Here is a 21,324-nt window from a genome sequence, read left to right on the forward strand (position 1 = left end):
TTGAAGGAAGTGACAGTCATGAATTATATCCCTATGCCTCTTTCGTTTTTCCAACAGCCCACTTTGGAACTTGCAAAGTCTTTGTTGGGATGTGTGTTAGTAAAAGAGACGGAGGAGGGAAAAGCTTCAGGTTATATTGTGGAAACGGAAGCGTATCTAGGGCCAGCGGATCGAGCGGCTCACAGCTATGGAAATAGACGGACGAAGCGGACGGAAGTCATGTTTCATGAGGCTGGCAGGATCTATACATATGTTATGCATACTCACTGTCTGGTCAATGTAGTGAGCGGGGAAAAAGAAAAACCCGAAGCGATTCTCATTAGAGCGGTCGAACCCCTTGAGGGCTTGGAGCTAATGGAAAGAAGACGATCGGGTCATGTGAAAAAAAATTGGACAAATGGGCCGGGAAAGCTGACAAAAGCGTTAGGCATAACCATGGAAGATTACGGGGGCAACTTCCTGGAACCCCCTCTCATCATCTCAAAGGGATACCGGCCTGAAGAGATTGTGGAAGGAAAACGAATCGGGATCGATAACACGGGAGAAGCCAGGGATTATCCGTGGAGGTTCTGGGTAAAGGACAATCCTTATGTATCAAGATGATTATTTTTGAGAATTTTCTAATAATCAATTTAAAAATAACCCATAAGTACTATGTTTGTGGTATATTTTTCTTGTGAGATGAAAATCATATACTGACAATTCGAATGGGAGCTTTGAACCTAAATGATAGATGGGCGCTTACATTTAGGGGAGCTAGTAGCGCAACCGGCCACATACGAACGTAGGAATACGTTTTTGTGTGGTTTTTTTTATAAACTATAGAGAGTATAGGGGTCCTATGAATATCTTTACTATTTTTCAAAACGATTATATTTATCATGATTTTCAGCCCTTATATGAAATGGGCGAGCATCAAACCCTCTATGCATATGAGGGCCTGTTACGAAACAAGTATAACGAAAATCCCGAAAGTGTTTTTCAGTCTGCCATGAAAGCGAATATCTTATATAAGCTTGATACCTTATCCATTTCAAAAGCTCTTGAAAGCTTTTCGGAGAATGGACTGAAGAACTGTAAGTTATTTCTTAATATTTATATCACGACGATTCTTCACCCGAGCTTTCATACCTATTTTTATGACTTGATGAAGAAGCATCCTGATATATTGGGGCGTCTTGTGCTGGAGATTAATGAGTCGAGTGCGGAGGAACTCTGGCAGAATCCATTATTAAAAGAGTCACTTAAAGAACTTAAGGAATTCGGAGTTTGGTATGCGATTGATGACTTTGGTCAAGGGACATCCTCTATCAAGAAATCCATTGAATATGAACCGGAAGTCATTAAACTGGATCGCTATTTTGCTTTGAATCTGGCACAAGATGAGAAGAAACAACGATTCCTTTCCTTTTTCAATCAATTCTACGGTAAGGATACGTTAATTGTGTTAGAAGGCATTGAAACCAAACAGGATATGCAAGTGGCAAAGGACATTGGGATTACAATAGGACAAGGCTTTTACTTGGGAAGGCCGAGTCGACTATTAGCGTAAATGAGAATGGTGACTCTGGAGTGTATGAGTCACCTTTTTTCGTGGACATCTGCTATGGTATTGTCCGAATTAAAATAAAATTGAAAATATTTAACATTTCCATTAAACTGAGGAAAAAGAGAAAAAAGGGGATCAAGGTATGAGGCTTCTCACATTTCCGCTGAAATTTATGTTTTATTATATTCTCGGATTGATTGGTATTTTAGCTGTGAGTATTGCTCCTGAAGTATTTAAAGAGAGGGGCCTGTACAATTTTGTCGGGTTCTTGGAAGAGTTTTTTAAGTTCGTGTTTGTATTTTTGGACGGTGAAAATTGGAGCTATTCCTATAAAGGGATAACCGTCGATTTTCTGGACATGCTTTGGGGACCTTATCTGTATTCTTTACAGATTATCGGTGGAGCATTGGGCTTAGGCCTGGGAATAGCGTTTATCCTTACCATCTTCACAGTGTTTATGCCCCGATGGGTTACGTCTTCACTAAAGAAAGTATTAAACCTCTTTGAGACGGTGCCTGACTTAATGTTTGCGTTTATGCTCCAGCTGCTCATTGTCTATGTTATTAAATATTTTGGCGTGGAACTGATGAATTTCACGGAGTATGGGGAAGAAAAGATCTTTCTTGCTCCTATCATCACACTATCCATTATACCCATGATCTCTTTCTTTCGTATTCTCCTTTTTATTACGGAAGAAGAAATGCTAAAGCCACATGTAGAGTTTGCCCAAAGCAAAGGAATGTCGAAAGGCAGGATCCTTTTTGCTCACATATTGAAAAATATTTCTCCCAGCTTGTTTTATCATGGAAAGCTGATCATATGGGGGATGCTATCTAGTTTATTCATCATCGAGACGATTTTCAATATGAGGGGAATAACGTATTACATCGTACAAGACTTCAGACCTATGGTCATAGCCATCTCCCTGATTATGATTTACACACCTTTTTTCGTTGTGTATCAAGGCGTGTATCTATGGATTAATCGGGAGGGAAGCGTCGATCATACCAAATATAAAAGGGATAAAACGAAGTGGAATGAATGGAAGATCTGGGGCTGGCTTTCTACTATTAGACGGCTTTGGTGGCAGCATATGAATAATGGGAAGTTTGCTATCGGGTTTAGTGTCATCTTTCTCTTGATTGCTCTCAGTTTCCTTTATCCAATGATGAAAGAAGATCCGATTAAACAAATTCAGTTTATGAAAAACGATGAAGGACGTATCATCAGTGCCCCTCCACATAAGCCTTTTGGAGAGATGATCTTAGGCTCCGATTTCTTCGGGTATAGCATCCTCGACCAACTGATTGTCGGGGCAAAGTATACCCTCCTCTTTGCACTGGTTGTCGCATCTCTAAGGGTTATAGGTGGATTCTATCTTGGAATAGCCTATCATTTTCATCTGAAAGAAAATAGGAAGAATTGGATTGATCGGATGGTGGATTCCATTCATTTCTTACCTTTAAGTCTTATTGCATATCTTCTATTAAGACCTGTTCTTTGGGGATTGCCCGTTTTAGGATGGGATCACTCCATCTTTGAAAGACTTGTTTTTGAAGCTGTCGTCTTGACGATTCTTGTGCTGCCGTTAACGACGGTTTTAATAGGGAATGAACTGAAGTTACTAGGTAAACAGGATTTTGTTCTGTCGGCGAAGCTCTTAGGGGGAAGTAATCGTCATTTGCTGTGGACGCACCTTTTCCCACATCTGGCACCACGACTATTCATTATATGGGGGCAGCAATTTATTCAAACGCTTCTCATCCTTGTGCATCTGGGGTTATTTCATCTGTTCTTGGGCGGAACGATCATTACAGGAGGACTGGTACCCGATCCTCCAAAATCGGGGACATTTGAATGGTCAGGTCTGATCAGTTCCACTAAAGATTCCCTTATGACCGGAAAGTACTGGATTGTCATCGCTCCGTTAGCAGCCTTTATGATTGCCATCATCGCCATGCAGTTGATTGTGCAAGGTGTGAAGGAAATCCAGCAAACAAAGGTAGGCGTACTGATAAACAACACTCCAATTAAGAATAAACATAAGCTGGTCAAGAAGAAAACCTACCGTCCAGTGACGGAAGACTTTCATTTGGTTCGACAACAATCCTTTAAGGGATAAGGGGGAGATAGAGAGTGAGTAGAAAGAGTCCTAAATTGCCACTAACCGACGAGGAAAGGTCGGCACTTCGTAAAGAGAAGATCAGACTGGGAGACATCTTCGAACTGTATCCCGATGTATTAAGTGAAAGACTAAACATCTCTATGGCTAGAGCCCGGTACTTAGTCGGCATGTCCATTTTTCAACGAATTCCGTCAATCGGACCGAATATGGCGCATAATGTAGTTGAAGACCTTGGTTTTCATTCTTACGAAGACATAAAGGATGAAAAAGGGGAAGACCTCATTATAGACTTGGAAAAGAAGTACGGCGTCTGGATGGACCCATGCGTGGAAGACTCCCTCAGGTGCGTCGTCCACCACGCAAACAACCCGGCATCCAAGAAAAACTGGTGGGACTTCACCACCCAAAGAAAAAACTACCGTCAAACCCACGGCTACCCCAGTGACCGCCCAACGAAAGCCTGGGATGAGGGACGGACCTCATAAACTAAAAAGGCAGGAAGATAGAATCAGCTTCCTGCCTTTATTTATATACGTTCTCTTCAGGGACAAACCTCTTTCGTATATCCTCCTCAAAATGGACATGATAAAGAAAAGGAGTGATCAGAGATGAGAATCGTGTTCATCTGTTTACTAATGACTTTCTCTTTTCATGATTCCATTTCAGCCCGAAACATCCTGCCCCTTCCAGCCCATCATAATGAACTCGCAATCGTCATTGATGATTTAGGAAACGAGATGAAGGGAACAGAGGAAATCCTGAAATTACCCGTCACCTTGACGATTGCAGTTATGCCCTTTCTGCCAACTACAAGACAAGATGCGGAGAAGGCACATGGGCTGGGCCATGAGGTCATCGTCCATCTACCCATGGAACCGATGTCCGGGAAAGCAAGTTGGCTTGGGCCAGGGGCAATCACCACTTCGCTTTCAAATGACGAAATCCGGAAAAGAGTAGAAAAGGCGATCGAAGAGGTTCCCTATGCAGTAGGCGTCAATCACCATATGGGTTCAAAAGCAACAGCCGATGAACGGGTCATGAGGGTCGTTCTAGAGGTATGCAAGGAAAAGGGATTGTTTTATTTGGATAGTAAAACAACAGGAAAGAGCGTCATTCCCAAGCTTGCGAAAGAATTGAGTGTTCCCTATCTTGAAAATGAATTATTCTTTGATGATGTCTATACCATCCAGCATATCGGAAAGCAAGCCAAGCTTCTTTCTAAAGAATTAGACAGTGACACTTCCACCATTGCCATAGGTCATGTCGGGGTCACAGGAATCAAGGTCGCAACCATGCTTGAAGAGTTTCTTCCTCTTTATGAGAAAAAAGCATCCATTGTACCACTGTCAGATTTAATACCTGAATATCATTTGATTGATGAGAGCATGCCTTGATGGTGTGCTCTTTCTTTGTAAATCTTCTGTTAAACCAAAGCTTATTTTTTTGATATAAGAAGACCCTCCCTTATAATCAGAAGGTAAGAAGGAGATGATTCCATATGGATTATGCCATTGTGACGGGAGCAACAAGAGGATTAGGTGAATCGATCGCCAAGCTATTTATCGAAAAAGGCATAGGTTTGATCAATGTTTCCAGATCAAATAATGAAAGACTGCAAAAGCTTGCCGGGGAAAAAGAGGTTTCGTATGAATTCTTTCCATGCGATCTTGCACAATCAGGAGAAACAGAAGCGGTCTTCCGTGAAGTGGGGACAAAAGTATTCGGATATCAATCTGACAGAGTCTATATTGTCCATAATGCCGGTGTGGTGACACCAATCAATCGGTCTGGTGAAGTAGAAAACCAAGCTCTTGAAACGAGTGTGCATGTGAATTTACTTTCTCCCATGATCTCAACCAATGAGATGATAAAAGCAGCCCGGGGATCTGACTCGAAGATGATCATGATCAATATCAGCTCAGGAGCAGGAAGTCGTCCTGTTCACGGATGGAGTACGTACTGCGCAACCAAAGCAGGTGTGAACATGTTGACGGAAACCGTGAGCTTAGAGCTTTCTAAAAAGCATAGCCGGCATCAAGTGATTGCTTTCAGCCCAGGGGTCATGGATACGGACATGCAAGGAGAGATCCGTTCCTCTTCTAAAGAAGCCTTTGCCGATGTCGAATCCTTTCAGCGCTACAAAGAGGAAGGAATGCTTCGTGAAACAGATACGGTCGCAAATGCTCTGATTAAACTTGTAACAGAAAGCGAAATCGAAAGTGGTAAGCTGTATCATGTAAATGATTTGTTATAAAAAGAAAGCAGATTCCTGGCAACGGAATCTGCTTTTTTCTTATCAAAATAGTTTGTTGCTATTATAGAGGAGGAGAAAGTAATAGTTGATTTCCGCTACAGGATGCTCGCTTTCCGCGGGGCTGGCGGTGAGCCTCCTCGGCTTCGCCTCCGTGGTCTCACCTGTCCAGCTATTCCCGCAGGAGTCGAACATCCTGCAGCGAGAATCAACTTTCTAAGCATGTATCCTTAATGGAAAACAATAAAAATAAGTTTAGCAAACAGTCTCATTTAAGGTATTCTTTTAAGGAAGAAGAATTATTTTTTCTAGTTACATTGTTTTCTTGTACACCTTGAAGCTCTGTCATAAAAATTCTGATAAAGATGGTGAGGGGAACTGCGCAGACTCCTGCGGAAGTACGGTCGTGCCGAGACCCCGTTCCGTAAGCTGAGGAGGCTCGGCCGAACGCTAGCTGCAAGCGGAGCAGTTCCCATCACCATCTGGCACACGCTAATTGACAGAGCCTTGCAGAGCTTATGTTAAAAAGCAACAATTTTTGAGAAAAGAGCGTATCAAAAAAAGAGACAAACCCCAAAGGATTTGTCTCTCTAAAATTAAGATCGAACCGGGTTAGCTTCCGGTGCTGATTTACGTGTGAATTTCGGCAGTGCAAATCGAATGGCAATCAGACCGCAAACAGCAATCAGGACAGGGTAGAAGGCATATGGGAGGATGCTGACCGGTGAAATGCCTGCGACTTCAGCCACTAACAGTGCCTGTGCTCCGTATGGGATCAACCCTTGAATCGAACAAGAGAAAATATCCAGGATACTGGCTGATTTACGGGCATCCACTCCATAGTTTTCACTAATCGATTTGGCAAGTGGACCGGCAATAATGATCGAAATCGTGTTGTTTGCTGTGCAAAGGTTAGTGGAACTCACTAATCCTGCAGTAGCAAGCTGTGCTCCCTGAGGAGACTTGATTCTGCGTGTGGCATGATAAAGTAATGCCTGGATCCCGCCGTTATGACGAATGAGTTCGACAACTCCGCCAATCAGTATGGAAAGGATCACAATCTCTGCCATTCCTGTCATTCCATCGGCCACACTGCCGAAATAACTGGATGGAGTAAAGCTTCCATCTATGAATCCAATGATTCCAGCTAAAACAATTCCGCCTAATAAAACGACAAACACATTTAACCCTGCAAGAGCACCGATGATAACTCCAAGATAAGGCAGGATTTTAATCCAATTAAAGCTTTCCGCTCCGACAGTTGATTGATTCCCCATAGTAAGAACCAGGAGAATCACCATTGTCACGATTGCAGCAGGTAATACAATGAAGAAGTTCACTTTAAATTTATCTTTCATTTCCGTTTTCTGAGTACGAACAGCTGCAATGGTCGTATCTGAAATGAATGATAAGTTATCTCCGAACATCGCTCCTCCAATAACTGTCGCCATCGCAAGGGGCATAGAAATATCTGTACCTGAACTAATCCCGACACCGATTGGCGCAAGTGCTGCGATCGTTCCCATGGACGTACCCATTGATAATGATATGAAAGCAGCGATAATAAATAATCCAACGATGATCAAGTTACCAGGGAGCACGGATAGAGCGAAGTTTACGGTTGAATCAACGGCCCCCATCTTTTCAGCCACTCCGGAAAATGCTCCTGCTAACAGAAAGATAAAGACCATGATCATGATATCAGGGTGACCGGCTCCTTTAGCGAAACGCTCTATCTTAGCCGTTAAAGTCTCTTTTCGGTTCATCAACAAACCTACTACGGATGCAATGATAATCGATACTAATACAGGAAAGGCATAAAAGTCTCCGGAAATGATGCCTGCTCCAAGGAACAGTGAAACAAATATGATCAAAGGCAGTAACGCCAATAAATTTCCTCTTTCTTGATTCATTCCTAACACTCCTTTGGCGTCCAATTTACTAACATACAAAAAACCTCTTCCAAAATAAGAAGAGGTTTCAAAAGAACGAAACACTCCTCTTATCTTTCAAGCATTTCGCTTGCTGGATGTGGCACAGCACTCAATATGAGTCCGCTGCCGAGACATCGCAGGGCCAGTCCCTCCGTCTCTCTGGATAAGAAGAATATCGTATTTAGTTGATTTAAAATATACTTCCATACTTTAAAGGGTTTACTCGAAAAAGTCAAACGGGAATTTTTTCTGAAACAAAAGCGGAGGCGGCTCATTCAGTCCCGACAAGCATAAGACAAGAACGTCGGAAAGGCGCCTTATGCCTTTTTGTCGTTATTGACTTATGACCTCGAGGGACTAGCCGCCGTAGCTGGATGAAACAAAAGCGGAGGCGGCTCGTTCAGTCCCGACAAGCATAAGACAAGAACGTCGGAAAGACGTCTTTTGCCTTTTTGTCGTTATTGACTTATGACCTCGAGGGACTAGCCGCCGTAGCTGGATGAAACAAAAGCGGAGGCGGCTCGTTCAGTCCCGACAAGCATAAGACAAGAACGTCGGAAAGGCGCCTTATGCCTTTTTGTCGTTATTGGCTTATGACCTCGAGGGACTAGCTGCCGTAGCTGGACGAAAAGCATGACTTTATCCATAATAAGGTATAAACTCATAGACAATTGAACGTTCAAGGTCTACTATAAGGAAGACAAAAAACATCTTGGGGGATACGGTAGTGGAAAGAACAGTACGAAATCAAATTTTTACCTTACAAGGATTTTATTTATTAACGTTCTTCGGTGTTGGTAGTTTATATCCCTTACTCAGTGTGTATTTGAGCGAAAGTGTGGGGTTGAATGGTTATCAGATTGGAACGATCATGTCTGTAGGTCCCATCATGATGATTTTCTTCCAGCCTATTTGGGGAATGGTGAGTGACACGACCAATCGTCCCACCGTGGTTCTTGGTTTAACCTCTTTAGTAGCGGGGATCTTTGCACTCGGTTACTTGTTTATGGACTTTTACTATGGCCTGCTTATCGTGGCCATTCTAGTGGCCATTTTCCAAAGTGCAATCATTCCCGTTTCTGATAGTATCAGCTTGAAGTATACAAGTAAAGTCAGGTATAACTACGGAAATATCCGCCTGTTCGGCTCTTTGGGCTTCGGTATTGCAGTCTTTATGATGGGAAGACTTTCAGAAGGATTTATCGGGCCAACCATCATTTTTTACTCTTTCTTTATCTGTTTAGTACTATCCGGATTCCTTTCCTTCCGGTTTCCGAAAGAGAGGGCGGCAGCCAAGCTTGATTTAAAGGCAGGGATGAAGGAATTATTCACGATGAAAAAGTTCCTTATCTTTTTAGCAGTCACATTCTTAGTGTTCGGTCCGAATTTAGCAAACAATGTGTATTTCGGATTATTTGTTGAAGATTCAGGTGGAACGTATGCGGGGATTGGTCTTGCGTTCCTGATTGCAGTGTTATCGGAAGTTCCCTTTATGAGGATCGCCGGTGGCTGGATTGATAAGTTCGGTTTGTTAACCGTCGCTGCTTTGGCAGGTGCTGCTTCCATGCTCCGCTGGCTCTTTTACTTTACAGAACCAAGTTTATGGCTTGTCTATTCATCGGCTGTCATGCAGGGTCTTGCCATTGGGTTATTCATTCCAGCCGGCTTGCGCTACATTAAAGAAATCACGCCTTCCCACATTACAGCAACGGCCGTTACGGTATATTCAGCAATCGGAAACGGACTGGGGAATTGGTTCAGTACCTTTGTTGGCGGCTTTATCTATGAAACGTACTCCATTTACACGGTGTACTTATTCTTCGCAGTTCTATCCCTGTTGGGGATTTTCCTTTGCTTCGTCCTCATGAAGGAAGAAAAGAAAAATGCACTCGCTTATTAATACATCAAGGCGCCTGAAGAGAACATTTCTCTTCAGGCGTTTTTTGTTAAAAAATATTAAAAGGGAGGATTTTCCTTTGGTGGTAGCCAATAGGTATAATAAGGGAAGAACGTAAGTAAACAAAAAAGTAATCTGAAAAGGTTTTGATAAACATGAATTGTGGTAGAAGAAGGATAAGTATTCATTGAAAATTATATAAATACCAGTTAGAATAATATTATTAGAAAATTCTTTCAATTTTATAAACTAGATTAGAAACATATTACATTTTATTAAAAAGGGGATATTAAAATGGAAAATACATTCGTGTACTCAAAAGACAATGCAAACCTTGGAGATACCGTTCAGTTTAAAAGGAAGAAACATGTAATCAATGGTGTAGTTACTACCCTTAGAGAAAATACGGTCATTGTCAAAATGGACAGGGATGTTGCGAAGAAGCTGGATTTACCGGACGATCAGACCGTCGTGTCACATAAAAACTATGCCGTCATAGAACGTGCAGAAATTGGTACACAACCTGTATTTGTATACGATGGGTGGAATAGCGCATTAAAAGCTTAAGTTCAAACATACAAAGTAAAAGACCCTGACACTCTTACACCATTAACATGGATTAGATGTGTCGGGGTCTTTTATGTAATGTCCGTTAACTGCAGACTAAGAGAAGCAACTCTGATTAAATTAGTTTAATTTAGCTGCATACTCCTTCACCATTTCAATTGTGACAAGCTTTCTCTGTGGAACGACACCTTGACGGGCAAGGATATTGATTTCGTTCGTCACATGATTAATGGCATCCGTTGTAAACGGTTGATCTTTCAAACAAAGCTGAACGGCTTCATCGATTGCTCTTTCTCTACGCTCATCCAATAGCATAAATTGTTGTACCAGTTGATTTTGTTTACTTGAATGCTTCGTGATGTCTTTGTGTACACTCATGATTTCATCCCTCTCTATCAATTACGCATTATATCATCTATTATGCCTTCTTCCAGGCGCTCATGGCAACGTCTTAAATATCCCTTCTATAAGATAGGGGACAGGAGCCTTGAAATTGATTCTTTTACTTTGATTTTCATAGGTCTTTTATTATACTCTTCCTTGGTTACTTCTCTACTCTTCTCAATATCTTTCCTGAATACAGCACTCAGATTTTCAGAGATGGTTTGATCATATAAAAAGGCATTTACCTCGAAGTTGAGGCGAAAGCTTCTTACATCAATATTTGCCGTTCCAACTGAGGAAATGGTTTCATCCACTACAATGGTTTTGGCATGAATAAAGCCGTTATCATATATATAAATTTTCACTCCTGCCTTCAGTAACTCACCAATGTAAGAATAGGTCGCCCAATACACAAATAAATGGTCAGGTTTGTTCGGAATCATAATCCGGACATCGACTCCTGTTAGAGAAGCAATTCTCAACGAATCCAGTAGGCTGACGTCCGGTATGAAATAAGGAGTTTGAATATAGATGGATCGTTTGGCAGACGAAATCATTTTAATATAACCGTTTTTAATTTGCTCCCATTCAGAGTCGGGGCCACATGTCACGATCTGTACTCCTGCATGCCCAGTAAAGGAAGGCTGTGGGAAATATCGTAAATCGTAAGCGATCTTCTTTGAGCGGCTGGCTTGATTCCAATCCAGAATAAACCGGGTTTGCATGGCAAGTGATGAGCTCCCTAAAATCCGCAGGTGGGTATCACGCCAATAACCGAATTTAGGATTCAAGCCCAAGTACTCATCTCCAATATTAAATCCACCTACATAACCGACCTTCCCGTCAATAATCACCAGCTTTCGGTGATTTCGATAGTTGAGGCGGAGGTTGATAAAGGGAATTTTCGAAGGGAAAAACACGGCCACTTCCCCGCCGGCTGCAAGAAGTTCTTTAAAGAAGCTTCTTCTTGTCCGCCGGGAGCCCATTTCATCATACAGAACCCTGACCTTTACGCCTTGCTGTGCTTTCTCAGTAAGCTTCCCCAGGATCCGCTTGCCTAAGTGATCTTTCTTAAAGATATAGTATTGGATATGAATATGATCCTGTGCTGCATCCAAATCTTCCAATAAGGACTCGAATTTATCCTCCCCATGGGTGAACAATTGCACTTCGTTATCCTGGGTTAAAAGAGCTTCATTATTCATGAGGTGCATATAAATAAGGTCCTGATAGCGGGAGGACGTTTCATTTTTAAAAGGGAATCGGTGTTCTTTCAGGGAGAGTATCTGCTTTTGAATCAAATCTTCGATGCCGATTTTCTTCATATCTTCCCAGTCGAATAATCGCTTTCTGCTAAGGTTCTGACCGAAGATTAAATAAAGAATAAAGCCGAGAAGGGGAATGAAGAACAGAACCATAAGCCATGCCCAGGTCGCACCGGCATCTTTTCGCTCCAGGAAAATGATGACGCTGGCGAGGACCAGGTTAAGAACAAATAAAACCCCTAAAAGAGTAGATAGAATACTCATAGTATGTAAGGCTCCTTTAACTAGCTTTCTATAAGTAGTATACCTGAGAACGGAATAGAAAAAAATGACAAAGAAAAACAGAGCAGAAAGTCAGCCTGCTCTGTTCGGTAGGATTCTTTATTCATTCACAGCTTTTTTACTCATCTCGCGCCCGCGTGTTGGCCAGCTTTCGACACCCTTTAAACCGGGAATATCATCTGCATAGAAGATCGGGTCCAACCCTTGTCGACGCTGACTCATATAGTTGTCCAATGCTTTAAAAGCAATTGGTGCTAAAATACCGATGGCAACTAGGTTGGTAAGAGCCATTAATGCCATTGAGAAGTCTGCTAAGCTCCAAACTATATCAAGACTTGCAACAGAACCGAAGATCACCATTCCTAAAGCAATGAAGCGATAAATCAGAAGTCCAGTCTTGCTATTATTAATGAATGGAAGATTGGCTTCTCCATAATAATAGCTTCCAATGATTGAGCTAAAGGCAAAAGTGAAAATGGCAATCGCTAGAAAAATACCTGCCCATGAGTTAAAGTGCTCAGACATGGCTGCTTGAGATAGTTCGATCCCCGTCAGCCCGGAACCGTACGCATCTGAAGTTAAGATGATAAACGCAGTTGCAGAACAAACGAGCAGCGTATCAAAGAATACACCAAGTGCCTGAATGAATCCTTGTTTGACCGGGTGAGAAACAGATGCTGTAGCGGCGGCATTCGGCGCACTACCCATACCGGCTTCATTGGAGAATAGTCCACGTTTTACACCGTTCATAATTGCGGCACCAATTCCGCCACCAACCACTTGTTCAAATCCAAAGGCACTTTTGAAAATCAGTGCAATGACTCCCGGCATTTCCGTAATATTCGTAATGACTACAAATAAAGCTAAAACAATATAAAAGACCGCCATGATCGGAACAATGATGGAAGAAAAGGTGGCTATGCGTTTAACGCCCCCGAAGATAATGAGTGCAGTCAAACCGGCTAACACAATTCCGATAACAAACGTATTTATTCCGAATGAATTACTGAAAGCTGTTGCGATGGTGTTACTTTGAACCGCATTGAATGTTGTCCCAAAAGAAAGGATGATGGTGACAGCAAAGATCGAACTCATCCATGGCTTGCCCAGTTGTTTCTTCATATAGTAGCCGGGGCCGCCTTTAAATCCAACCTTATCCTTTTCTTTGTAAATTTGGGCCAGTGTACTTTCAACAAAGGCGCTGGCTCCTCCCAGAATGGCGACAAGCCACATCCAGAATACCGCTCCAGGTCCCCCAATTGCTAAGGCAATGGCTACTCCTGCTAAATTACCTGTACCAATTCGAGTACCTGCTCCGATAAAGAATGCTTGCAGGGATGATATTTGCTTTTCCCCTTCCGCCTCGACCACATCTTTATCACCTAATAATCGAAGCATTTCACCAAAGTGGCGAATCTGAACGAATTTAGATCCGATTGTGAAGTATAATCCTAAAATGAGGAGTACGCCTATTAAAATATACCCCCATAATATTGAATTTGCTTCCGTGACTAAATTGTTTAAAATATCCATGATAACCCCCTCAGAAATTTGTGTCGGTTACGTTTTATATTATCTGAAAATTTCAAATAAAAGTCAAGTTATTATCTGAATATTAAAATATTACCAATGGTTATTTAGAAGGACGAACTATTTTGTCATAGTAATAAAGGTTTCTTTTCAAGTTATGAGTCCAAAGTAATGGTTGGATAAATTATTCTGGAATAATATTTTTCTCTCTATCCGAATAATTATTTTTATTTAGGAACACTGACGGACGGCTGTTTAAGGTTCACAAAAAAACGGATCACTGATGGTCAGTGATCCGTTTTACATAACTTATAATGTCCTGCTTACCCATTCGGCAATCCAGGCACAGGCAACGGCGGCATAAGTCCCAACCACGTTACCTAGTATTCCCATCAATAATCCTACAGGGGCAAGGGAGGGCTGGAATACAGAGGCTACAACAGGAGCCGAGCTTGTCCCGCCGATATTTCCTTGAGATCCTACAGCTACGAAGAATAAAGGAGCTCTCAGTAAGCGTGCCACTAAGAAAATGATGATTACATGAATGGCTAACCATACAATTCCCATTGCAACGTATTGAGGAGAATCCCATACATAAGCAAGATCGGCTTTTGCTCCGATCGTTGCAAGCAGGAGATAAATTCCTGCGTATCCGATTTTACTTGCACCGTAGTTCTCAAGGGTGCGGACCTTAGTAAAGGAGAAGAGGATCCCGACTGCAGAAATGATCATAATCGTCCACGTTCCAGCAGAGAGTACATTTGTGACCGGTAACGTTTCTGAGAACTTTCGTACAACGTAAGCTACACCGAACCCTAAACCAATGATGGCAGCAAGGTAAGGAACCTCGATAGGCTTGGCATTTTTACGCTGAAGTTCTCCCATATCCTCATTTACCTTACGGATGATAGAGTTATCCGCTTTGTTCCATTTATCGAATTTATGTTGGAATCCTGCCAGGGCAATCATGATTCCCATCCAGCTATATCCGACAACGGTATCAACGACAATAATAGGAGAAAGAATTTCTTTCGGTGTACCAGTAGCTTCAATCATGGCAGCCATATTGGCGCTCCCGCCAATCCAGCTTCCTGCAAGTGCCGCTACTCCAGTCCATGCGTCCTCAGGAAGAAACGGCTGGAATATGGCTAAAGCGATGGGACCTCCGATCACGACACCAAGAGTCCCGGCAAGGAACATTGTAATCGCTTTTGGACCAAGCTTTAATGTTGCAGGAACATTTGCTGAAAGAAGCAGCAATAATAATCCCACTGGTAATATGTAAGCCGATGTAAAGTCATATAAAGCCGACTGATCCGGGATGATTCCAAACGTTGTAGATAACATCGGAAGGAAATAAGTCCAGATTAATGGTGGAGCATAATGAAAGAACTTTTGTAAGAAAGGATTCTTCGACTCCCCAAGAATAAACACAAGACCTACTAAGGCAGCTAAATAAGAAAAGATTGCCATAGGTTCTTGAATTAAGATAGTGTCAAAACGCCACCACATAGTAAAACCTCCTTAAAAATAGATAACAAGGTTTACTATAACATTGAAAACGGTTACTATTTAGAATTTTAATAAGTGCTAATCTTTAATCAATACTGAATATAAAAGAAGGGGCATTCAAAGGAACAAGGAGGAGTCACAAGGTCAGTTTGCTCAACAAAAAAAGCCACAGGAATCCATGGCAATGAGTTCAAATGAAGGAAAGATGTATGAATGCTTGTAATGAGGATTTTTAATATAGAAGGATGGGATAAGGATTAATAATAATTCCAGAATCCTAAAGCGAATAATAATATCCCCGTAATCATTGAAATTCCAAATAACATAAATAAGAAATCAAGAATACTGTCGGCGAAGACTCTTCTACGGTTTTCACTTTTAAAATGACGTACTTCCTTTCGATACGATCGTGCAGCACGACTCATAAAAAACCTCCTCCTCAATAAACATCATTTGTATTAACACATATTCGTCACAATCCAAGAAAATCCTTCCTGAAAGTGAAAAATATGCCGACTTACCTATAACCAAGTCGAATGGAGGGGCGGACCTTCACTACATCTACAACACAAAATAAGAGGCTATGCAAAGATAGCCTCTCATTTGGATAAAGAAAGCTTAGAAGTGAGTACCTGCAGCCTCAATTAGCGGAGGTTATTTTGAGAAATTCCGCTAAGGGCGCTTCCGGCACTTTGATCCGATTGCTGTTGTACTGCCAAATCCCCCAGAGCCAGCATCCCGACCAGCTGTCCGTTTTCCACGACAGGCAAACGACGGACCTGGTGTTGAGACATTAAAGCGGATGCTTCCTCAACCGATGCATCCGGAGAGATTGTCACGACCTGCTGTGACATAACTTGAGAGACATTTCCCTGTGCACCTTGAGTCAGTCCACGAGTAGCAATATCACGGTCTGTTACCATACCGACAACTTGTCCGTTTTCAACAACGGGGACGGAACCAACATTTCTGGAACTCATTTTAGATGCGACGCTCTGAAGTGAGTCCTGATTTGAAGCGGCTTCCACATTTGTCGACATAATATCACGAACTTGCATGTAAATTCCCCCTTAATCAAATTGGCAGTACAACATTATTATTCGACAAATCCACTCAACTATTCTTAATGGTTTCAGCCATTATTTTCAAATGAGAGGGACGGACCTTCATAGAGTGCTTCTTGGATATCATTTAGTAATAAACATTTGATTAACCCCCCGTAAGATCCTCCTTATCCTGGTATGAGTATAGGATCCAGTGAGAATGTTTTTTCGATGTACCGGGCGATTAATTTTCATGATATTAAATGTGTCATTAGGGACAAAATATTCTAAGAAAAAGTGAGGAAATAGGATTATAGTTTCATTTTTAGGGAAAAGGAAAACCATTAACGATAAAGTGAAACTTTTCTTTAGAATAAACGTACAAATAGGTAACGACATATTATAAAAGAGGTGAATAACGTGGTAAAGGAGAACGATCGCTTAAAAAAGGTGATAACGAAATTGTCGAACGTTGGTGTTAATATTTCAAAAACGAAATCAAGACGTGAAATTCTTCATTCACTCAAGCAGTATCAGCCATTACCTAAGACGTTAACCCAAGACTATTGAACTTACTCCCCGAGAAATATTGGACAGACATATTCCCCCTTTTTTCACGATATACTAAGTAGTAGTGAAGAGGAGGGGTAGTTATGGAAAGAATGATGTTTGATTTACAGGCATTAAAGGAAATCAGAAAGAAGGCAGATGAAATTTCATACTACTGTATGAGCCGAGATCAACCAGATCCTCATCGTGTAAGCACGGCGTTAGATCAGGTATGCCGTGCACTTGCTATGTTTGCAGAAACGGAAATTCATCGAATGGAGAATCACCATATTCCTTATGACCCCGAAAGTTATATTAAAGGTCGTCTTGGAATTGCCCATCGATCTGTTCTCCAAGTCCCTCAAGGGGATTCCAATACAGCATAGTAAAAGAGGTTGACCCAAGAATTCAAGGGCTTCTAAGTCAATAACATGATAGAAATAAATCAGAAACTCTGAAAGAATTAGGACTGGTCCTTTAAGGATGACATCACTCATCGTTTTGGGTCAGCCTCTTTTTATTTACTACTCTAAAAGTTAGGTGACGATATTCATGATGATGTTTTCGGATATACTGTTGGTCTGTAATGGGAAGGCAGGTCAAGGAACGTTAGAAGTTCTGTTAAAAGATGCCGTGCCCCCTTTATTAAATATCTGCACGAACTTAATTATTCATAAAACGAAAGAGAAAGGCGATGCCGAAAGAATTTGTAAGGAAACGGGTCATCAATATGAACTGGTGGTCATTATGGGTGGTGACGGAACGATTCATGAGGCCATTAACGGATTGGCAGGCTTAGAAAAACGGCCATTGGTAGGCATCCTCCCTGGAGGGACGTGTAATGATTTTGCACGCTCGTTACATATTCCCATGAATATTGGACAAGCTGTCCGACTCATTGCCGAGCGTCCTATTGAAAAGGATATCGATATCGTCAAAGCGGACGAGCGGTATTTCAGCAATTTCTGGGGAACGGGGCTGGTCGCAGAGACAAGCGATAATATCGATGTAGGATCAAAGAGTGTCCTCGGAAAACTGAGTTATTATATCAGTGCGTTTCAATCCATTCAGGAATCCCCAATCTTAAATGTAAAGATAACAACTGATAATGAAGTGATTGAAGAGGAAGTGGTGATGCTATTGGCTGCTAACGGACGATCGATAGGCTCTAACCCACTGCCGACCTGCATTGATATGGAAGATGGCTTGATGGATATCTACGTAGTCAAGAAAAGCGGATTTCCGTTATTAAAGGAATTTCTCGTTATCAAAAGTACTGGCAATATCAGTGAACAATATGACGATATTATTCACATACAAGCAAGGGAAGCCTATATCGAACTTGGACAGAATGAAAAGCTTGATATGGATGGGGAATTATATGAAGGATCCAGGCAATCTCTCCAAGTGTTAAATAAGCATCTGCGATTTGTGGTTGGAATGTCAGAATAAAAAGAGAGCAAGGGGGCTTCATTCACCCTTGCTCTCTTTTCCTATGATTATACAGTTTTCTTTCTCTTCTTTATTATCAGGTATACCAGATAAACGGCGATTAAGACGCCACCAGCTCCAAGTGTAAGAAGTGTAAAGTTCTCTTCAATGAAAGGCTTTGCTTTAGCTCCAAGTGCTAAGATGATTGCACCTTCAAGGAAGAAACGAATTCCTCTTCCGATGATCGACCAGATCACTAATACTCTGATCTTAACACCGGAAACACCTGCGAAAATCGTGAAGATCTTATAAGGTACAGGAGTAAGTCCTGCGATTAAAAGAGCCATCGCTCCGTATTTATTAAAGTATTCCTCTACTTTTTGAATCCTTTTTTCAGAGAAAAAATATACAAGGATCGGTCGTCCAAGTTTCTTACCAATCCACCAGCCAAGAAGGGCTCCGATAACGGAAGCGATAGTCGTATAAAGTGCATATAGCAGTGCGCTATCCGGATTGGCAATCGCTAATGGGATCAGTAGTACATCAGGCGGTATAGGGAAAAATGATGAGTCAGCGAATGAAACCAGAATCAGTCCCCATACACCATAATCCAGTAACCATGCTTCGAAAGCGTGAAGTAGTTCAGACATAAATTTAGTAATCTCCTTTATTGATCAAGCGTTATTTTTTCAATTTTAATGGAACATAAGAAAGTATATCACTTTTCACAAAAGGAGTCATGAATTATCCTGTAGGGATGAAACGAATTCACGGAAATTATTAACATAAAACCTGCCAAGGCTCTGACAATCAGTGTCTGCTGGATGGTGAGGGGAACCGCTCCGCTTTCCGCGGACGTACGGCCGAGCCTCCTCAGCTTCGCTTCCGGGGTCTCGGCACGCACGTTCTTCCGCAGGAGTCTACGCAGTTCCCCTCACCATCTTTAAGAGGTTTTGCGTGACAGAGCTGAAAAGTGTTAATAACAATCTAATTTTTAATAAGACATTAATCTCTACTCACTTTAAAGAGGTTGTTTGCTAAAAGTTTTGTTTTATTGATTTTTTTTAAAGATACATGCTAAGAAAGTTGATTGGAGTGGAAGGGTGCCCGACTCCTGCGGGAATAGCTGGACAGGTGAGACCACGGAGACGTGCCGAAAAGGCTCACCGCCAGCCCCGCGGAAAGCGAGCATCCTGTAGCGGAAATCAACTACTAATTTCCTTCTCTAAGATAACCACAAACTTGGCGAAAAGAGCTTAGCGAAATAATCTATTTCTCGGGAAATAGTGACAGAAAAATTATATATTCTACATTTCTGAAGGAGACTTCATTCCTAATAATCGCAATCCTTCTGCGAGGACTGTCGAAACAGCATGAACCAAGGCTAAACGGGAGGCCTGTTGGGAGTCTTCTGAAATGATTTTAGTTTTTCCGTAATAACGGTTAAAGCTTTGTGCGGTATCGACTAAATATTTGGCAATGGTTGAAGGCGCATAGTGTTTCCACGCTTTCTCGACCACCTCCGGAAATAAGCGTAGCTGTTTAATCACTTCCCAGCTTTCAGCATCGTCAAGCCCCTCAAACGTCAATGGAAGGGATCCACCCGCTTTTCTCAGAATGGATTGAGCTCTGGCGTACGTGTACTGAATGTATGGACCTGTTTCACCTTCGAAGGTCAGCATATGTTCCAGGGAGAATTCAATATCGTTCACACGATCATTTTTTAAATCATGAAAGATAATGGCGCCCACTCCAACATCTTTCGCCACCTCTGAAGCATTAATTAAGTGAGGGTTCTTCTGCTTAATATTTTCTTCAGCCATATGAATCGCTTCTTTGAGAACCTCTTCGAGTAAAATGACTCTGCCCTTTCTGGTGGACATCTTTTTTCCATCTTTCAAATAAAGTCCGAAGGGGATATGTTTCATATCATCCGCCCAGTTAAACCCGAGTTTTTTCAGTACTCCCATCACTTGTTTGAAATGAATGGTCTGTTCCTGGCCAACAACATACAGAGCTTCATCAAAGTCATGCTGACGGTGGCGATAAAGTGCTGCAGCCAGGTCTCTCGTAGCATATAGGGTAGCTCCGTCTGACTTCTTGATAAGGCAGGGCGGGAGATTTCCTTCTAAACGAACGACTTTCGCACCTTCAGAGGTTTCGAGAAGGTCATGAGCCTGAAGCAATGTCACGACTTCATCCATTTTGTCATTGAAGAACGCTTCGCCATTATAGGAATCAAATTCCACTCCGAGCAACGAGTAAATCGTTTTGAAGGCATGAAGTGATTCCTCTTTAAACCATCTCCAAAGCTCCGTTACTTCCGGATCCCCGTCTTCTAATAGCTTAAAGGCTTTTCTTCCCTCTTTCTCAAGTGAGGGGTCCTTTTCTGCTTCCTCATGAAATTGTTTATATAAAATAAACAATTCAGCGATTGGGTTATCCTTCACTTTTTGTTGATTTCCCCACTTATTGAATGCGACGATCAATTTCCCGAATTGTGTACCCCAATCACCGATATAATTGATTTTTTCTGTTGTATATCCGCACTTTTCGGCAATGGTGGCGATGGAATTTCCGATGACTGTGGAGCGTAAATGTCCCATGGAAAATGGTTTCGCAATATTAGGGGAGGACATATCCAATACGATGTTTTTTTGATTTCCAAATTCATGACTTCCGTAATCCTTGCCATTCTCTAATATAGCTGAAACAATTTCTTTCCCTGCTTTCACTCCATCAAATCGGATATTAACATAGGGACCTACTGCTTCCACTTTACTGAAAAAGGGAGAGGAGAGGGCATCGGCAACCTCACCTGCAATGACATGGGGGGCTTTTTTCCATGATCTCGCCAGCTGGAAGCATGGAAAGGCCAGGTCTCCCAAATGAGAATGTTTGGGCGTTTCAATCAACTCGTAAAGATTATTCTTGTTCCAATCGGACAACACATGTGTGAGCGCATCGGCTACTATTGATTTCAAATCCATCATCTACACCTCCTG

Annotated in this window: 20 protein-coding genes and 2 riboswitches; of the genes, 11 read left to right on the forward strand and 9 right to left on the reverse strand. The window is 41.8% G+C overall.

Going from position 1 to position 21,324, the window contains the following annotated elements:
* The first annotated feature begins 18 nt into the window (after positions 1-18).
* From FZC88_RS22300 to FZC88_RS22325, 6 genes are all read left to right on the forward strand, one after another.
* On the forward strand, positions 19-603 hold the full coding sequence (locus FZC88_RS22300) for a DNA-3-methyladenine glycosylase (protein ID WP_148996508.1): 585 nt from the start codon (positions 19-21) through the stop codon (positions 601-603).
* Between the two features lie 99 nt (positions 604-702).
* Positions 703-783, forward strand: a riboswitch (cyclic di-GMP riboswitch).
* Between the two features lie 58 nt (positions 784-841).
* The gene (locus tag FZC88_RS22305; protein WP_148996509.1) at positions 842-1,552 is read left to right on the forward strand and encodes an EAL domain-containing protein; all 711 of its coding nucleotides are present in this window, start codon (positions 842-844) and stop codon (positions 1,550-1,552) included.
* A 139-nt stretch (positions 1,553-1,691) separates the two neighbouring features.
* Positions 1,692-3,671 carry an ABC transporter permease subunit gene (locus FZC88_RS22310; RefSeq protein ID WP_148996510.1) on the forward strand — a complete coding sequence of 660 codons (1,980 nt, stop codon included), beginning with the start codon at positions 1,692-1,694 and terminating at the stop codon, positions 3,669-3,671.
* Positions 3,672-3,685: 14 nt separating this feature from the next.
* On the forward strand, positions 3,686-4,159 hold the full coding sequence (locus tag FZC88_RS22315; RefSeq protein WP_148971390.1) for a helix-hairpin-helix domain-containing protein: 474 nt from the start codon (positions 3,686-3,688) through the stop codon (positions 4,157-4,159).
* Positions 4,160-4,282: 123 nt separating this feature from the next.
* Complete coding sequence (locus FZC88_RS22320; protein ID WP_148996511.1) at positions 4,283-5,068, forward strand: divergent polysaccharide deacetylase family protein; 786 nt, start codon at positions 4,283-4,285, stop codon at positions 5,066-5,068.
* A gap of 104 nt (positions 5,069-5,172) precedes the next feature.
* Complete coding sequence (locus FZC88_RS22325) at positions 5,173-5,928, forward strand: (S)-benzoin forming benzil reductase (protein WP_148971392.1); 756 nt, start codon at positions 5,173-5,175, stop codon at positions 5,926-5,928.
* A 593-nt stretch (positions 5,929-6,521) separates the two neighbouring features.
* Here FZC88_RS22325 and FZC88_RS22330 read toward each other — a convergent pair.
* Positions 6,522-7,838 carry a Na+/H+ antiporter NhaC family protein gene (locus tag FZC88_RS22330; RefSeq protein WP_148996512.1) on the reverse strand — a complete coding sequence of 439 codons (1,317 nt, stop codon included), beginning with the start codon at positions 7,836-7,838 and terminating at the stop codon, positions 6,522-6,524.
* 86 nt (positions 7,839-7,924) lie between these two features.
* A riboswitch (SAM riboswitch) is annotated at positions 7,925-8,029 on the reverse strand.
* 557 nt (positions 8,030-8,586) lie between these two features.
* On the opposite strand from FZC88_RS22330, the gene FZC88_RS22335 reads away from it, so the two are divergent.
* Both FZC88_RS22335 and FZC88_RS22340 read left to right on the forward strand, forming a co-directional pair.
* The gene (locus FZC88_RS22335) at positions 8,587-9,759 is read left to right on the forward strand and encodes an MFS transporter (RefSeq protein WP_187443453.1); all 1,173 of its coding nucleotides are present in this window, start codon (positions 8,587-8,589) and stop codon (positions 9,757-9,759) included.
* A gap of 291 nt (positions 9,760-10,050) precedes the next feature.
* Positions 10,051-10,323 carry a DUF2187 family protein gene (locus FZC88_RS22340; protein WP_148971261.1) on the forward strand — a complete coding sequence of 91 codons (273 nt, stop codon included), beginning with the start codon at positions 10,051-10,053 and terminating at the stop codon, positions 10,321-10,323.
* 120 nt (positions 10,324-10,443) lie between these two features.
* On the opposite strand, the gene FZC88_RS22345 is transcribed toward FZC88_RS22340, so the two are convergent.
* The 6 genes from FZC88_RS22345 to FZC88_RS22365 all read right to left on the reverse strand — a co-directional run bounded on the left by FZC88_RS22345 (position 10,444) and on the right by FZC88_RS22365 (position 16,354).
* Positions 10,444-10,701 carry a YpbS family protein gene (locus tag FZC88_RS22345; RefSeq protein WP_187443733.1) on the reverse strand — a complete coding sequence of 86 codons (258 nt, stop codon included), beginning with the start codon at positions 10,699-10,701 and terminating at the stop codon, positions 10,444-10,446.
* Between the two features lie 86 nt (positions 10,702-10,787).
* Positions 10,788-12,236, reverse strand: coding sequence for a cardiolipin synthase (gene cls, locus FZC88_RS22350; RefSeq protein ID WP_148996513.1), 1,449 nt, complete (start codon positions 12,234-12,236; stop codon positions 10,788-10,790).
* A 117-nt stretch (positions 12,237-12,353) separates the two neighbouring features.
* Positions 12,354-13,787, reverse strand: coding sequence for an alanine/glycine:cation symporter family protein (locus FZC88_RS22355; protein WP_148996514.1), 1,434 nt, complete (start codon positions 13,785-13,787; stop codon positions 12,354-12,356).
* A 306-nt stretch (positions 13,788-14,093) separates the two neighbouring features.
* The gene (locus tag FZC88_RS22360) at positions 14,094-15,296 is read right to left on the reverse strand and encodes a DUF819 family protein (RefSeq protein WP_148996515.1); all 1,203 of its coding nucleotides are present in this window, start codon (positions 15,294-15,296) and stop codon (positions 14,094-14,096) included.
* 257 nt (positions 15,297-15,553) lie between these two features.
* Complete coding sequence (locus FZC88_RS24180) at positions 15,554-15,721, reverse strand: hypothetical protein (protein ID WP_187443454.1); 168 nt, start codon at positions 15,719-15,721, stop codon at positions 15,554-15,556.
* A 219-nt stretch (positions 15,722-15,940) separates the two neighbouring features.
* Positions 15,941-16,354, reverse strand: a complete 414-nt coding sequence (locus FZC88_RS22365; RefSeq protein WP_148971266.1) for a CBS domain-containing protein — start codon at positions 16,352-16,354, stop codon at positions 15,941-15,943.
* A 405-nt stretch (positions 16,355-16,759) separates the two neighbouring features.
* Here FZC88_RS22365 and FZC88_RS24630 point away from each other — a divergent pair, with 405 nt between their 5' ends.
* From FZC88_RS24630 to FZC88_RS22375, 3 genes are all read left to right on the forward strand, one after another.
* The gene (locus FZC88_RS24630; RefSeq protein WP_181778163.1) at positions 16,760-16,909 is read left to right on the forward strand and encodes an Lmo0850 family protein; all 150 of its coding nucleotides are present in this window, start codon (positions 16,760-16,762) and stop codon (positions 16,907-16,909) included.
* A gap of 83 nt (positions 16,910-16,992) precedes the next feature.
* Complete coding sequence (locus FZC88_RS22370) at positions 16,993-17,274, forward strand: hypothetical protein (protein WP_262372022.1); 282 nt, start codon at positions 16,993-16,995, stop codon at positions 17,272-17,274.
* Between the two features lie 166 nt (positions 17,275-17,440).
* A complete protein-coding gene (locus tag FZC88_RS22375) occupies positions 17,441-18,340 on the forward strand; it encodes a diacylglycerol/lipid kinase family protein (protein WP_148996516.1) in 900 nt (299 codons plus the stop codon).
* 47 nt (positions 18,341-18,387) lie between these two features.
* Here FZC88_RS22375 and FZC88_RS22380 read toward each other — a convergent pair whose 3' ends face one another.
* Together FZC88_RS22380 and argS are read right to left on the reverse strand one after the other, a co-directional pair.
* Positions 18,388-18,969 carry a YqaA family protein gene (locus tag FZC88_RS22380; RefSeq protein ID WP_148996517.1) on the reverse strand — a complete coding sequence of 194 codons (582 nt, stop codon included), beginning with the start codon at positions 18,967-18,969 and terminating at the stop codon, positions 18,388-18,390.
* A gap of 657 nt (positions 18,970-19,626) precedes the next feature.
* Complete coding sequence (gene argS, locus FZC88_RS22390) at positions 19,627-21,309, reverse strand: arginine--tRNA ligase (protein ID WP_148996545.1); 1,683 nt, start codon at positions 21,307-21,309, stop codon at positions 19,627-19,629.
* Between the last annotated feature and the right edge of the window lie 15 nt (positions 21,310-21,324).

The organism is Rossellomorea aquimaris, from assembly GCF_008180865.1.
Classification (GTDB): domain Bacteria; phylum Bacillota; class Bacilli; order Bacillales; family Bacillaceae_B; genus Rossellomorea; species Rossellomorea yichunensis.

What these genes read in the sequence shown, in the direction of transcription:
- FZC88_RS22305 (WP_148996509.1), top strand. Translation starts at nt 842, where the DNA reads ATGAATATCTTTACTATTTTTCAAAACGATTATATTTATCATGATTTT.
- FZC88_RS22355 (WP_148996514.1), bottom strand. Translation starts at nt 13,787, where the DNA reads ATGGATATTTTAAACAATTTAGTCACGGAAGCAAATTCAATATTATGG.
- FZC88_RS22320 (WP_148996511.1), top strand. Translation starts at nt 4,283, where the DNA reads ATGAGAATCGTGTTCATCTGTTTACTAATGACTTTCTCTTTTCATGAT.
- FZC88_RS22325 (WP_148971392.1), top strand. Translation starts at nt 5,173, where the DNA reads ATGGATTATGCCATTGTGACGGGAGCAACAAGAGGATTAGGTGAATCG.
- FZC88_RS22330 (WP_148996512.1), bottom strand. Translation starts at nt 7,838, where the DNA reads ATGAATCAAGAAAGAGGAAATTTATTGGCGTTACTGCCTTTGATCATA.
- FZC88_RS22310 (WP_148996510.1), top strand. Translation starts at nt 1,692, where the DNA reads ATGAGGCTTCTCACATTTCCGCTGAAATTTATGTTTTATTATATTCTC.
- FZC88_RS22370 (WP_262372022.1), top strand. Translation starts at nt 16,993, where the DNA reads ATGGAAAGAATGATGTTTGATTTACAGGCATTAAAGGAAATCAGAAAG.
- FZC88_RS22300 (WP_148996508.1), top strand. Translation starts at nt 19, where the DNA reads ATGAATTATATCCCTATGCCTCTTTCGTTTTTCCAACAGCCCACTTTG.
- FZC88_RS24180 (WP_187443454.1), bottom strand. Translation starts at nt 15,721, where the DNA reads ATGAGTCGTGCTGCACGATCGTATCGAAAGGAAGTACGTCATTTTAAA.
- cls (WP_148996513.1), bottom strand. Translation starts at nt 12,236, where the DNA reads ATGAGTATTCTATCTACTCTTTTAGGGGTTTTATTTGTTCTTAACCTG.
- FZC88_RS22380 (WP_148996517.1), bottom strand. Translation starts at nt 18,969, where the DNA reads ATGTCTGAACTACTTCACGCTTTCGAAGCATGGTTACTGGATTATGGT.
- FZC88_RS22375 (WP_148996516.1), top strand. Translation starts at nt 17,441, where the DNA reads ATGATGATGTTTTCGGATATACTGTTGGTCTGTAATGGGAAGGCAGGT.
- argS (WP_148996545.1), bottom strand. Translation starts at nt 21,309, where the DNA reads ATGGATTTGAAATCAATAGTAGCCGATGCGCTCACACATGTGTTGTCC.
- FZC88_RS22365 (WP_148971266.1), bottom strand. Translation starts at nt 16,354, where the DNA reads ATGCAAGTTCGTGATATTATGTCGACAAATGTGGAAGCCGCTTCAAAT.
- FZC88_RS22345 (WP_187443733.1), bottom strand. Translation starts at nt 10,701, where the DNA reads ATGAGTGTACACAAAGACATCACGAAGCATTCAAGTAAACAAAATCAA.
- FZC88_RS22340 (WP_148971261.1), top strand. Translation starts at nt 10,051, where the DNA reads ATGGAAAATACATTCGTGTACTCAAAAGACAATGCAAACCTTGGAGAT.
- FZC88_RS22360 (WP_148996515.1), bottom strand. Translation starts at nt 15,296, where the DNA reads ATGTGGTGGCGTTTTGACACTATCTTAATTCAAGAACCTATGGCAATC.